Source organism: Cupriavidus sp. GW823-FHT07A04, from assembly GCF_058794615.1.
Window position 1 is genome coordinate 37,069 of sequence record NZ_JBXAHA010000018.1, and the last position, 12,516, is coordinate 49,584.

A 12,516-nucleotide genomic window follows, 5' to 3' on the forward strand; every position below is an offset into this window, starting at 1 on the left:
GCGGTGGCCTGCTTTTCATGCCTGTGCTACTTGCCGGCTTCGCGGGCACGCTGGTCGCCACGCACCAGCTTCTGGATACGCGCGCCGAGCTTCATCACCTTGACCAGGGTATCGGGCGAGAGGCGCAGCATTTCGTCGCCCCAGCTGCCCAGCGTTTCCATCAGCTGCAAGGTGGCGATGATGCGCTTTTGCACTTCCTTGTTCTCCTTGGCGAACGCGGGATTGCTCACGCATTCGTGCAAGGCATCGATGGTGGGATCGAACTCGCGCTGCTTGCGCTCGCGCACCACGGTGCGGAACAGGTCCCACACATCGGTGATGGTCTCGAAGTGATCGCGCCGGTCGCCCATCATGTGCACGGTGCGGATCAGCTTCCAGTTCTGCAACTCCTTGAGGCTGTTGCTGACGTTGGAGCGTGCGACGTTGAGCGTGTCGGCGATTTCCTCGGCCGGCAGCGGATGCTCGGCAAGGAACAGCAGGGCGTGAATCTGCGCGACGGTGCGATTGACGCCCCACTTAGAGCCCATTTCGCCCCAGTGCAGGACGAAGCGTTGTGCGACCGGTTGAAGTTCCATGCCTGACAGTTTATCTGTTCGGAAATTTCCGTCAAGACAGAAATTCAACTTCCTGCAGTCAACCCATGGCGGCCAGGTTCAGGCCGGCTGCGCCAGCGTACTCTCGTTCTCCTTCACGTACATCGAGTTGCGCGGACGCGCGAACACGCGCCGCACCATCGGCTCGAAGAAGGACAGCGGCAGCGTGTCGTAGTCCTGCATGAAGGCCGCGCCGTCGTACTTGGCGCAGAACTCCGCGGTGCGCTCGAACAGCGCGGGCTGGTCGCGGAATTGCTCGCGCAGGTTGCGGTCCAGACCCAGGTGATGGAAGAAGTAGTAGCCCTGGAACACGCCGTGCTTCTCCACCATCCACAGATTCTCCGGGCTGACGAAGGGCTTGAGGATGGCGGCGGCGATGTCGGGATGATTGAAGCTGCCAAGTGTGTCGCCGATATCGTGCAGCAGCGCGCATACCACGTACTCCTCGTCACGCCCGTCGCGGTGGGCCAGCGTGGCGGTCTGCAGGCAGTGGGTCAGGCGGTCGATGGGAAAGCCGCCGCAGTCGCCCTCGAGCAGCCGCAGGTGATCGAGCACGCGGTCGGCCAGCGCCTGCGCAAAGGGCATGAACTCGGCGGATATCGCCGCCCAGTCCTCGCGCGTGCCTTGTTCCATGTGGCTGAAGGTGGCGCGGGCGTGCGTGGTCGTTTCGCTCATTGTGGGGTCTCCGTGCAGGGTGATCCTGCTTGTTTTGCTTGTGATGAACAACGCTTGAACAAACATTGAGCAACGATTCTGGCACAGGTTTGGCGGCTACACTGTCAAGGACTTAGCATTGCCGCCGCATGCCGCGGCGCATCAATCCGCATGCAGATCCGCCCTTACCTGGCCGCCGACGAAGCCGCCATCATCGACCTCTGGCAAGCCTGCGGCCTGACCCGGCCGTGGAACGACCCGAAGAAGGACATTGCCCGCAAGCTGACCGAGCAGCCCGAGCTGTTCCTGGTGGGCGAAGTGGAGGGCCGCCCGGTGGCATCGGCCATGATCGGCTTTGACGGCCATCGCGGCTGGGTCTACTACCTGGCGGTGCACCCGGATCACCAGCGCCGCGACTACGGCCGCCGCCTGATGGCGCACGCCGAGCAGTTGCTGATCGAGCGCGGCTGCCCCAAGATCAACCTGCTGGTGCGCACTGGCAACAGCAAGGTCATCGACTTCTACCGCAGCCTCGGGTACGCGCAGGACGAGGCGGTGAGCCTGGGCAAGCGGCTGATTCCGGATATCTGAGCGCTGGGAGCGCAGGGAGTTTTGGCCATGTTCCGCATCCTCGGCATCGATCACCTTGTCCTGCGTACCGGCAACGTGACGGCGCTCATGCGCTTCTATGTGGACGTGCTTGGCTGCAGCGTCGAACGTGTGCAGGCGGAATTCGGCCTGATCCAGTTACGCGCGGGCGGCGGGCTGATCGACCTGGTAGCGTTGGACGGCCCGCTGGGCCGTGCCGGCGGCGCCGGGCCGGGCAGGGAAGGCCGCAACCTCGACCACTTCTGCCTGCGCCTCGATCCGTTCGATGCCGATACGATCGGCACCCACTTGCGTGCGCACGGCGTGGAACCGGGTCCCGTGGAGATGCGCTTCGGCGCCGAAGGCAAAGGCCCGTCGATCTACGTGCACGACCCGGACGGCAATATGGTGGAGCTCAAAGGGCCGCCCACGGGTAAGCAATAGCCGCTAGCCCATGTGACGCAAGGTGGGCATTCCGCCTGGATGCCCGCTACAATGCCCGCTCACCCCCCTCGCCGCCCAGCGCGCCATCCCCCTCCTCACGGCGGCCATTGCGCGGCGGTACATACCGCGTCCAGGCGCGCCATGACACGACAAGACGCCCCACCCGGCCCACGCGCCATCTCGCCACGCCAGCTGGTCTGGACCCTTGGCATTACCGAAACGATTTCCTGGGGCACGCTGTATTTCGCCTTCACCGTGTTCATCGGGCCGATGAGCGCGACACTGGGCTACTCCAAGCCCTTCCTTGCCGGCGGCTATTCGCTCGGGCTGCTGGTCTGGGCGATGTGCTCGTTCGCGGTGGGCCGCCTGCTAGACCGCGTGCCGGCGCGCGCCGTGATGTGCACGGGCTCCGTGCTGGCCGGCACCGGCCTGCTGCTGTGGGCGTGGAGCCCGAACCAGGCGACCTTCCTGCTGATGTGGATACCGATCGGGCTGGCCATGGCGACCACGCTGTACGAGCCCGCCTTCGTCGTGCTGCGCCAGGCCTTTGGCGATGGCTACCAGAAGTCCATCGTCACCGTGACGCTGATGGCGGGCTTTGCCAGCACCATCTTCGTGCCGCTGGCGCAATGGCTGGTGCTGCACCTGGGCTGGCGCGAGACGCTGCTGTGCTTCGCCGGGCTCAACCTCTTCGTCTGCGCGCCCTTGCACGCCCGCCTGCGCTATGCGGCGCATGCCACCTACGCGGCCGCGCCGGCGCCGGCCCCGCTGGCGGATGCCGCGCAACCGGGCATCGCCGGGATCGCGCTGCGCCAGCCGGTGTTCTGGGCGGTGGTGCTGGCCTTCACCGCGCTGGCGGTGATTGCCTCGCTGCTGGGTGCCCACCTGATCCCGATGCTGACCGAAAAGGGCTTGCCGCTGGGCGAGCAACTGGTGGTGGCGGCGCTGATCGGCCCGGCGCAGGTGGTCGGCCGCCTGGTGATGATGCGTTTTCCCGTGCGCCACCCGCTGCGGCTGTCGCTGCCGGTCTATCTGGTGATGTGCCTGGGCCTGCTGTGCTTTGCGCTCGGCTATGGCAAATGGCTGATGCTGGCGGCGGTGCTGTACGGCTGCGCCAACGGCATCAACACCATGCTGCGCGCCATGGCCATGCCGGAACTGATCTCGCGCCACCATTACGCCACGCTCAACGGCCTGATGATGACGCCGGTGCTGCTGATGCAAGCCGCCGCGCCCTGGTTGGGCGCATTGCTGTGGCGCGCCGCGGGCGGCTATTGGCTGATGCTGTGGGTGATGGTGGCGCTGGCGCTGATGGCGCTGGCGGCTTTCGGCTTTGCCCTGCACCGGCGCGGGCTGCTGCGCACGGCCAGCCACACGGCGGCGGCGTAGCCGGCCACGCCGGCCGGCTGCGCCGCCGGTCATGCGCCCGACGCACCGATGTGCGACGATGCAGGGCTCGATTACCCTGCAGCGCCCGCCAGGGCACCTCCCGCGCCGCCAGGCGCGGTTGGCCGTGCCCGCCGCCAATATGCCCGATTCCGCTTCCCCCAACCTGACCCAGCCGCCCTCCCCCTCCTGCGCAACACCCGCCGCCGCGCCAGTCAGCGCGCGGCGAGTGGAGCATGCCGCGCGCGCCACCATGGCGCTGTTTTTTGTCAACGGCGCCACCTTTGCCACCTGGGGCGTGCACATCCCGACCATCAAGGCGCGCTTCGGCTTGTCGGATGCGGTGCTGTCGCTGGCCATGCTGGCCGTGGCCGGGGGCGCCATCGCGGCGATGGGGCCGGTGGGACGCTGGGTGGGGCGCGTGGGCAGCGCGGCCGCTTGCCGGCGCAGCGGGCTGGTCTACGCCGTGGCTACCGTGGCCATCCTGGCCATGCCGGAGTTTGCCTTGCTGATCCTGGCACTGATCGCCTTCGGCATGGCCAACGCGGCCTTCGACGTGGGCATGAACGCGCAGGCCGCCACCGTGGAGGCCAGCCGCGCGCGGCCCATCATGTCCGCGCTGCACGGCATGTTCAGTCTGGGCGGCATGGCGGGCGCGGCGGTTGGCGGCGTGCTGCTGGGCCTGGGCGTGCCGCCGCTGGCGCACGCCCTCGGCATGGCGGTGCTGACCGCGGCGGTCACGGCGGGCGTGGCACCCTGGCTGCTGGACGACCATCCCGTGCCGCCACCTTCCGCGCATCACCGCGCGCATGCGGTGCGCGCGCTCTGGCTGCTGGGCCTGATGGCGTTCCTGGGCCTGGTTGGCGAGGGTGCGATGTATGACTGGTCCAGCGTCTACATGCGCGAGGTGGCGCTGGCGCCGGACGCCTGGATCAGCGCCGGCTATGCCGCTTTCTCCGGTGGCATGGCCTGCGGCCGCTTTGGCGGCGACCGCCTGCGCGCGCGCTGGTCGGATGCGCGCACGCTCGGCGCCAGCGCCTGGGTGGCGTTCGCGGGGATCTTGCTGGCGCTGTTGTGGCCAGCGCCAGCGGCGACCCTGGTCGGCTTCGCGCTGATGGGCCTGGGCGCGGCGAACATGGTGCCGATCTTCTTCGTGGCGGCTTCGCGCCTGCCGGGTGTGACGCCGGCCGAAGCCATCTCGCGTGTGGCGCGTTTTGCCTATATCGGCTTGCTGATGGGGCCGGTGATGATTGGCGGCGTGGCCCATGTCACCAGCCTGCGATACGGCCTGGGGGTGGTTGCCCTCACCATGGGCTGGATCGCCGTGGCGGGCGCGCGCCTGGCGCGACCTTACCTTTTGGCCCGCAAGGCGTGATGCCCAGGCAGGCTCAGGCAGCCTCGCTCCACGCCGGGGCATGGTGCGTGCCGGCCCCTTCGAACACGAAGGTATCCATCGCCAGCACGCCATAAGTGACCTCATCGGCCACGCGTGCCACGCCGGCCGGCGCCTGCTCGGCGGGCACGCCTTCGTGCGGGCCCAGCGCCGCGCCCAGCGCCACGAAGAATGGCAGCAAATGCTCGTCGGCGGGATGGGCGCGGCGCGCATACGGCGCCTGCGCGCGATAGTCCGCGATGCGCGTAGTGTCGCCGGTGGCGAGCGCATCGTCCAGCGCCTGGATCATCCAGCCGCGGAATGCCTCCACATAGGGCTCGACGGGCGAGCCGTGCTGCTCGCGCCGGCCCCCGGCACCGAAGACTTCCTGCAGGTTGTGGGTAAAGCTGCCCGAGCCCAGCACCAGCACGCCCTCGTCGCGCAGCGGCGCCAGCGCCCGGCCGATCTCGATCTGGGCTGCCGGGGGGAGATAGGGGTTCAGGGCCAGTTGCACCACCGGGATGTCGGCATCCGGGAAGAAATGCCGCATCGGCATCCAGGCGCCGTGATCCAGCGGGCGCTCATCGTCCTGCAGCACTACCGCGGCGCCGGGGACCTGCGCGGCCTCGACCAGCGCCTTGACGCGAGCGGCCAGCGCCGGCGAGCCCGGGGCGTCGTAGCGCAGTTCGTATAGCGCGCGCGGAAAGCCGCCGAAGTCGTGCCAAGCCTCCTGCCGCTCGCGGGTGCCGACCACCAGGGTGCTGTAGATCCAGTGCGCCGAGATCACCAGCACGGCGCGCGGCTTGCGCGCCCTCAGCACTTGGCCAAGGGCGTCGAAGGCGGCACCGCTCGGGCCCGGATCAAGGGCGAGCATGGGCGAACCGTGGGAGATGTAGATGGCGGGAAGCATGATGGCGGCCTTCAAATCCTTTTGATAGCGGTGTTCAGTTTGACAAAACTGCCCAGCCCCTGCGCCACCTATTTGCGGACACCTCCATCAAAAAACTTGAATTCACGCGGCGCTACCGTACTTCCCGCCACCGCATGCGCCCCCAGCCCACCCTGCGAGCGTGGGGTGCACCACACAACGCTTTAAAGATTCGGACACGCAGCGGGCAATCGGCTTATGATTCCAGCACGGAGTCCGGCCCAGCTTTGCGCGGCGCAATGCGTCGTCCGCGCGGGCCCTGGCAAACCCCGCATGACTGGATACGACGCGCCCTGAAGCGTGTCAGGTTGGAGAACACCGTGGTCAAGCGCACAGCCCACAGGCCCTTGCTGCCCCATGCGAACTGGTGGCAGCCAGGCGTGTATGCAAGCGGACCGGCTGTGCTCCTATGGATCGCCGCCCGCCTTCCCGCCCCCTTGCTGGTCGATGTATTCAATGCGCCTGGCGCCCCGGCGCTGCTCAACCATGTGGGCGATTCCGTCTTCGTGGCCGGGTGGGTCGGCAGCGCCCTCTGGCTCTGGCTCACGCGCCAGCGGCCGGATACGCCGGAGCCGCAACAAGAAGCCGGCCCGGGCGAGGCGCCCGACGCCCGCAGCGCGCACCAGCATCACGCCAGCCAGCCCTGAATCTCGGCCGTCGCGCGCCCTGGGCGCCGGGCACGCGCATGCTTGCTTCACGTGGAACATTCCATGGGGCGCTGGCCGCGCAGCCGGCCATGCGGATCTGACTCCACACGCTGCCATCCTGCTGGCTAATTAAAGAATCGCTTACTATTCTGCCTTTCCGAGTGCATGCCCGGTTTCGGGGCAGGCCTCCCGTCGATTTCCCACCGCATCAAACGCCACATGCAAGCCAACGCTGCAATACCTCAAGTCCACGAAATATCCAAAGCCCAACGACGAAAGGCCATCCTCGCCGCCACCATCGGCAACGGCCTGGAGTGGTTCGACTTCACCGTCTACAGCTTCTTTGCGCTGATCATTGCCAAGCTGTTCTTCCCCACCGGCAATGACCTCACGTCTTTCCTGCTGACCGTCGCCACCTTCGGCGTGGGCTTTTTCATGCGCCCGGTCGGCGCCATCGTGCTCGGCGTCTACGCCGACCGCGTCGGCCGCAAGGCAGCGCTGACCCTGACCATCCTGATGATGGCGCTCGGCACCGCCATCATCGGCCTGGCGCCCACTTATTCGTCGATCGGCCTGTGGGCACCGGCGCTGATCGTGGTGGCCCGGCTGATCCAGGGCTTCTCGGCCGGCGGCGAGGTCGGCGGCGCCACCGCCTTCCTGATCGAGCACGCCCCTGACGAGGAGCGCGGCGCCTACGCGAGCTGGCAGCAGGCCAGCCAGGGCATTTCCTTCATGCTGGGCGCTGCCATGGGCGCGCTGGTGATCAACGGCCTGGAGCCGGAGCAGATCGATGCCTGGGGCTGGCGTATCCCGTTCCTGTTCGGCCTGCTGATCGGCCCGGTCGGGATGTATATCCGCTCGCACCTGGAAGAGCCGCCCGCCTTTGAGGCCCGCCGCGCCGAGCGCGCTGCCAGCAAGGTCAAGTTCTCGCCGCTCACGCAGGTGCTGCGCGACCATCCGCGCGAAGTGCTGGCCGGCCTGGGCGTGACCATCCTGTGGACGGTCTGCACCTATGTGCTGGTGTTCTACATGCCGTCGTACGCCAAGCAGCAGCTCGGCCTGCCGCTGGGCGCCACCTTCCAGTCGACCGCACTGTGCGGCGCCATCATCCTGGTGCTGTGCCCGCTGATGGGCATGCTGTCCGACCGCGTGGGCCGCAAGCGCATGCTGGGCACCGTGGCGCTGATCATCGGCGTGCTGGCCTATCCGCTGTTCCACTGGCTCAACGTCTCGCCGACCACCCAGACGCTGCTGATGGTCCAGGTGATCCTGGGCATCCTGCTGGCGGCCTTCACCGGCCCGGCACCGGCCGTGCTGGCCGAGCAGTTCCCCACCGAGGTCCGCTCCACCGGCCTGTCGCTGGCCTACAACTTCGCCGTGACCATCTTCGGCGGCTTTGCCCCGCTGATCGTGACCTGGCTGATCGCATCGAGCGGCAGCAAGCTGGCGCCGGCCTACTACGTGATTGCCGCGGCCGCGATCAGCTTTGTCGCGCTGCTGTTCATGCACGACCGTACCGGCAAGCCCCTGCAGTAGTACCGCCGGACGTCGCTTTGAAATGAAAAAGGCCAGCCGCAAGGTTGGCCTTTTTCTTTGCGCTCAGTCCGGCGGCGCCTGCGCCGCGCCCAGCACCCGCAGCAGCCGCCAGGCCATCAAGCCCAGCACGCCGACCGCCAGCAGCAGCGCACCCCACAGGATAAAGCGCCGGCTGCGCTGGGTGTCCGAAGGCACGGCCGCCGGCGGCGATGCCGTCATGCCTGCAATCCGGGCGTCGGCGATCACCGGTGCCGGCCCGGCGAGCAACTCGGCCCGCGCGACCGCCCCGGGTTCTTGCACCGCGCCCGCCGGCTCCCCAACCGCTAGCGAGAACGGCCGCGCGCCGCGCGCGACAAAGGTCACCACGGCAGGGCGCCAGCCAAGCGCCAGCACCGGCATGCCGGCGCCAAGCCCACCAGCGCGGGCATCCACGCTCAGGCGCCACAGGCGATCCGTGTTGCGCCCGATCGCCAGCTGCGCGCTTTCCTGCTCGGTGCCCGCCGCGCCGGAAAGACGGTAGAGCTGTACGCTGCTGACCATGCGCCAGGATGCCTGCGCATCGGGCCGCGACCACAGCGTGGCTTGCACCACCGTGTTGGTCTGCGGCAGGCGAATGCGCACGCGCTCGGCCGGGAAGCGTCCGCCGCTGTCGAACAGGTAATCGCCCCCAGGCTGGGCCTGCGTGGCGACGATGCCGTCGCGCCATTGCAGCGCCAGCGGCGAGGGCAGGCTGGCCGCCACGGTCTCCACCTGCACGCGCGCCGGCACGGGCGGCGCGCCCTGCCACTGCAGCCGCAGGTAACGCGCCCGCAGGCGCCCCAACGCAATGCGGTCCTGGCTCAGCGTGCTGCCCTCGCGGCTCAGCCGCAGCAGCTGCGCGCCGCCCGCGGCTTGCCAGTGCTGCAGGTCGTCGCTGCTGGCAACGTCCACCCTGCCCTGATAATCGCCATCCGGCAGGCCGATCACCACCGCGCCGGCGTCGTCGCGCAACTGGCTCAGGTCGAGCAGCCATGCCCCGGCAGTGCCGGCTGCGGGCGGGGCGGTGGCGGCGCGCAGCGCGCCGTCGGTCCCGATCACCACGCCCAGGGGCGCGGACTGCCGCGACTGCGCGGCCGGCAGCGCGAACCATGGCACATCGCGCAGCGAGCGTACCTCGGCCGCCGGCTCGGGCGGCAGATCCAGCGCGTAAGGCAACAATTCGCCTGTGCCGTTGCGCACGCGCAGGTCAGCCAGCCCGGGGCGCGCGCTATGGGTGTAGACATCGGCGTCCAGGGTCACGGCGTAGTACGCTGCGTCGCGTTCGGTCGCCAGCGCGAACCGCTCAGCCCGCGCGGGCAGCGGCAGCAATAGCGATGACAGCACCGATGACAGCAGCGATGGCAACAGCGCGGCCATCAGCATCGGCAGCGCCCGCCCGGCCGCGGTTCGGAAAGCCGCCATCACGTCGCCTCCTCTTGCTTTGGCGGCAGGGGCGAGAAGTAGCCGATCAACAGCAGCAGCACGCCCACGCCGATAAACGAGATGATCCGCTCGATGCCCTTGACGAAGGACAGGTCGAACAGGAACAGCTTGACCACCGTCACCCCAAGCAGCGCGCCCCCCACAAACCACAGCGCGCGCGCGCCGCGGCGGGTGGCTGCCACCATGGTGATCAGCGCCAGCACGGTCCAGAACATCGACAGCGACGCCTGTACCAGCGTGGAGCCGCCCAGGCCCTCCAGCGTGTAGGGCACGCCGGCCCAGTGGTGCAGGGTGCGCAGGAGCACGGCGTTTAGCCACAGCAACACCGTGGCGATCGCGGCGTACCCGAGCACGCGCGGCCGCGTGGCCAGGCCCGCGGCGGCAAGCCGGTGCTGCCACAGCGCCACCGCCAGCATGGCAAGCAGCTGGGCAACATCGAGCGGGTTGAGCAGCGGCAGGTAGGAAAGCGGCGCGGCGTCGCCGTCGCTGGACACGCTGGCAATGCTCCACAGCCACAGCAACGCCACCAGCGGCAGCGCGCCATACAACAGGTAAGCACGCTGGAAACGCCCCACCGGCCAACGCAGGCGCCAGCCCCAGGCCGAGAGCAGCGCCAGCAGCCCGCCATAGCCATAGGCCCAGGCGCTCCAGCTCCAGGCGCCCTCCGGCACATAGGCACGCAGCCGCCAGTAAGCTTCGGTGGACAGCAGCACGCACACGGTCCAGAACAACAAAGCATGCATGGGCGCCAGCAAGGCATCGCGTTCATCGTCCTGCTGCCGCCACAGCAGCAGCCAGGCGGCGCCAAACACGATCAGCCAGGCGAGCGCGCCAAAGCCGAGCAAGGGCGACGCCGACGGCACAATGCAGCTAAGCACGGCAAGGACCGCCAGCAGCGGCGCCATGCCCTGCGCCGGCACGCTGGCCAGCGGCCACGCCAGGACGCGCCGCGCCAGGTGCGCCAACCACGCGCTCAGCACCATGAACATCGCCAGCATGTCGAGCAGCGCGCGCACTTGCCAGCCCCAAACGCCATACCAGTGCTGGATTTCGATCACGCCGCCGCCCAGCCACCACAGCAGTCCCCACAACGCCGCCCCCAGGCCGAGCGGCGCGCATGGCGCGGACCAGGCACGCGCCTCGGGCTGCCCGTGCAGGCGCCAGCCGCTGAAAACACCGGCCACCGCCAGCAGCAGCGTGCCCACGTAGCGGCTGTTCAGCACCGGCCACGCCAGTTGCGTGGCCTCGAACAAGCTGCCCGCGGCAAACGCCGCGCCGGCCGCCAGCTGCAGCAGCAGCCCGCTGGCCAGCGCAAGGCGCCGCTGCTGGCGCACCCCCACCCACACCACGGCAGCGCCTTCCACGGCCCATACAGCGCTTGTGGTGCGCCCGTCGAACGCCAGCGGCACCGCCAGCGACGCAAAGATGACGCCCAGCGCCAGCACGGCTTCAAACAGCAGCCCCAGGCGATCGCGGCGCGCCGCCAGCCACGCCGCCAGGCCGAGATAGAACGCCGCGAGCGCCACCGCGCTCCATGCCATGGCAAAAGGAATATTGCGCACCAGCGCGGCCTGCAGCCCCATGGCCAGCAGCGGCGTGCCGAACACCAGCGTGCCGTCCACGTAGTCCTTCAGGCTGACCCGCCGGCGCAGCGCATAGCGCAACGCGATGCCCGTATACATCAGGAAAAACAGGATCAGGAACGGCTCCGTGGTGGCGAGCAGTTCGGGCCGGTAGTTCAGCGCGCCCCAGGCCGTGCCGATGCCAAAGGTAAACGCAAAGCCGAGCAGGTTGAGCTGGCGCCAGGCCCGGAACCAGGCAATGGCAAAGACGCCGGCATTGAGCAGCGCGTAGTAGCTGAACAGCATCACATGGCTGCCGCCGCCCGTTGCGATCAGCACCGGGGCAAGGAAGCCGCCGGCGCTGCCGGTGAACGCCAGCGCCGGGGCGTTCTGCAGCACCGCGAGGCCGCCGGCGAGCGCGCAGATGACCACCATCAGCGCGAACGCGGCCGCGGCCGGCAGCAGGCCATAGAGCTTGGTGGCGGCGAAGACGGTGAGATACAGCACGCCCACGCCACCGCCCTGCAACACCAGCGCATAGGCGGCGCGCCGCTCGCGCAGGCGCCAGCCCGCCAGCAGCAGCAGCACCGCGCCGGCCGCCACGCCAGCCAGCCGGAACTCGACCGGCAGCATGGCGTTGTCGGAGGCGTACTTGAGCAGGAACGCCACGCCGAAGAACAGGATCAGGATGCCCACCCGCACCACGCTGTTGCCGCCAAGCAGCCAGCCGCGCGCGGCGGATAGCGCGCGCTCGACGAAATCGGGTTCGCCCGGCCCGAGCGTGGACGAAAGCGGTGGTTCAATGTGGCGCGCGCTTACAGGTGCGGGAGCGGGTGCCAGCGGCGGAGCTGGCGTGGAGTTCGGCACGGGTGCCGCCTCAACCGGGATCGGGATCGCCGCCGGGATGGACGGCACTGGCACGGCGACGCTGGCAGCCGGCTCGAAGGACGGGACATCGCTGGCGGCAACCGTACCCGGCGCTGCGCCAAGGGTCGATGTGGCCGATGGGGTGCCCATGCTCTCGCCGCGCAGGCTCGCCAGCTCGCGCTTGAGCGTGGACAGCTCCTGCTCGAGCCGCAGCACGCGGGCTTCGAGCGGAGCCGCCGCCGCGCCCTGCGCTTCGCCCTCACCAGGAGGCCGGGTGGGCCGGTCGCTGACCATCCAGCCAAAACCGAAGCCCAGGACCGCGCCCGTCAGCGCACCGCCAAACCCGGCCGCCACCATGCCGAGCACCAAGCCAATCACCCCGAATATCCAGCGCATCAGATGAGGTTTCGCCTAAGAAGGTTGGGGAAGGCGGCGGCCGTTGGTGCGGATACTGCGTTTGCCGGCACCCATCACCGCC

General features: G+C 68.8%; 11 protein-coding genes. 6 read left to right on the forward strand and 5 right to left on the reverse strand.

Features of this window, described 5'->3' with window-relative positions:
• Positions 1-26 precede the first annotated feature (26 nt).
• Entirely contained in the window at positions 27-575 is a 549-nt protein-coding gene (locus AC1Q7Q_RS28185; protein ID WP_492375241.1) for a GbsR/MarR family transcriptional regulator, read from the reverse strand.
• Positions 576-653: 78 nt separating this feature from the next.
• Positions 654-1,268 (reverse strand): HD domain-containing protein, encoded by a 615-nt coding sequence (locus AC1Q7Q_RS28190; protein WP_492375242.1) that lies wholly within the window; start codon positions 1,266-1,268, stop codon positions 654-656.
• A gap of 150 nt (positions 1,269-1,418) precedes the next feature.
• On the opposite strand from AC1Q7Q_RS28190, the gene AC1Q7Q_RS28195 reads away from it, so the two are divergent.
• From AC1Q7Q_RS28195 to AC1Q7Q_RS28210, 4 genes are all read left to right on the forward strand, one after another.
• The gene (locus tag AC1Q7Q_RS28195; protein ID WP_492375243.1) at positions 1,419-1,838 is read left to right on the forward strand and encodes a GNAT family acetyltransferase; all 420 of its coding nucleotides are present in this window, start codon (positions 1,419-1,421) and stop codon (positions 1,836-1,838) included.
• Between the two features lie 27 nt (positions 1,839-1,865).
• The gene (locus AC1Q7Q_RS28200) at positions 1,866-2,279 is read left to right on the forward strand and encodes a VOC family protein (protein WP_416049890.1); all 414 of its coding nucleotides are present in this window, start codon (positions 1,866-1,868) and stop codon (positions 2,277-2,279) included.
• A 141-nt stretch (positions 2,280-2,420) separates the two neighbouring features.
• Positions 2,421-3,668 carry an MFS transporter gene (locus AC1Q7Q_RS28205; RefSeq protein ID WP_492375244.1) on the forward strand — a complete coding sequence of 416 codons (1,248 nt, stop codon included), beginning with the start codon at positions 2,421-2,423 and terminating at the stop codon, positions 3,666-3,668.
• 250 nt (positions 3,669-3,918) lie between these two features.
• Positions 3,919-5,040 (forward strand): MFS transporter, encoded by a 1,122-nt coding sequence (locus AC1Q7Q_RS28210; protein ID WP_492374179.1) that lies wholly within the window; start codon positions 3,919-3,921, stop codon positions 5,038-5,040.
• Positions 5,041-5,053: 13 nt separating this feature from the next.
• On the opposite strand, the gene AC1Q7Q_RS28215 is transcribed toward AC1Q7Q_RS28210, so the two are convergent.
• Positions 5,054-5,947 (reverse strand): DODA-type extradiol aromatic ring-opening family dioxygenase, encoded by an 894-nt coding sequence (locus tag AC1Q7Q_RS28215; protein WP_492374176.1) that lies wholly within the window; start codon positions 5,945-5,947, stop codon positions 5,054-5,056.
• A gap of 419 nt (positions 5,948-6,366) precedes the next feature.
• Here AC1Q7Q_RS28215 and AC1Q7Q_RS28220 point away from each other — a divergent pair, with 419 nt between their 5' ends.
• Both AC1Q7Q_RS28220 and AC1Q7Q_RS28225 read left to right on the forward strand, forming a co-directional pair.
• Positions 6,367-6,612 (forward strand): hypothetical protein, encoded by a 246-nt coding sequence (locus AC1Q7Q_RS28220; protein WP_492374175.1) that lies wholly within the window; start codon positions 6,367-6,369, stop codon positions 6,610-6,612.
• A 219-nt stretch (positions 6,613-6,831) separates the two neighbouring features.
• Positions 6,832-8,148, forward strand: a complete 1,317-nt coding sequence (locus AC1Q7Q_RS28225) for an MFS transporter (RefSeq protein WP_416049893.1) — start codon at positions 6,832-6,834, stop codon at positions 8,146-8,148.
• A gap of 63 nt (positions 8,149-8,211) precedes the next feature.
• Here the strand turns inward: AC1Q7Q_RS28225 and AC1Q7Q_RS28230 are convergent, their stop codons facing one another.
• Both AC1Q7Q_RS28230 and AC1Q7Q_RS28235 read right to left on the reverse strand, forming a co-directional pair.
• Positions 8,212-9,588, reverse strand: a complete 1,377-nt coding sequence (locus AC1Q7Q_RS28230; protein ID WP_492374174.1) for a DUF3999 domain-containing protein — start codon at positions 9,586-9,588, stop codon at positions 8,212-8,214.
• Positions 9,588-12,434: a DUF2339 domain-containing protein gene (locus AC1Q7Q_RS28235; protein WP_492374173.1), complete on the reverse strand. Its 2,847-nt coding sequence runs from the start codon at positions 12,432-12,434 to the stop codon at positions 9,588-9,590. Before AC1Q7Q_RS28235 ends, AC1Q7Q_RS28230 begins: the two co-directional genes overlap by 1 nt.
• Positions 12,435-12,516 lie beyond the last annotated feature (82 nt).

Bases quoted from the DNA above. Each gene is read 5' to 3' on its own strand.
- AC1Q7Q_RS28200 (WP_416049890.1), top strand. From the start codon at position 1,866: ATGTTCCGCATCCTCGGCATCGATCACCTTGTCCTGCGTACCGGCAAC.
- AC1Q7Q_RS28185 (WP_492375241.1), bottom strand. From the start codon at position 575: ATGGAACTTCAACCGGTCGCACAACGCTTCGTCCTGCACTGGGGCGAA.
- AC1Q7Q_RS28225 (WP_416049893.1), top strand. From the start codon at position 6,832: ATGCAAGCCAACGCTGCAATACCTCAAGTCCACGAAATATCCAAAGCC.
- AC1Q7Q_RS28210 (WP_492374179.1), top strand. From the start codon at position 3,919: ATGGCGCTGTTTTTTGTCAACGGCGCCACCTTTGCCACCTGGGGCGTG.
- AC1Q7Q_RS28235 (WP_492374173.1), bottom strand. From the start codon at position 12,434: ATGCGCTGGATATTCGGGGTGATTGGCTTGGTGCTCGGCATGGTGGCG.
- AC1Q7Q_RS28205 (WP_492375244.1), top strand. From the start codon at position 2,421: ATGACACGACAAGACGCCCCACCCGGCCCACGCGCCATCTCGCCACGC.
- AC1Q7Q_RS28195 (WP_492375243.1), top strand. From the start codon at position 1,419: ATGCAGATCCGCCCTTACCTGGCCGCCGACGAAGCCGCCATCATCGAC.
- AC1Q7Q_RS28190 (WP_492375242.1), bottom strand. From the start codon at position 1,268: ATGAGCGAAACGACCACGCACGCCCGCGCCACCTTCAGCCACATGGAA.
- AC1Q7Q_RS28215 (WP_492374176.1), bottom strand. From the start codon at position 5,947: ATGCTTCCCGCCATCTACATCTCCCACGGTTCGCCCATGCTCGCCCTT.
- AC1Q7Q_RS28230 (WP_492374174.1), bottom strand. From the start codon at position 9,588: ATGGCGGCTTTCCGAACCGCGGCCGGGCGGGCGCTGCCGATGCTGATG.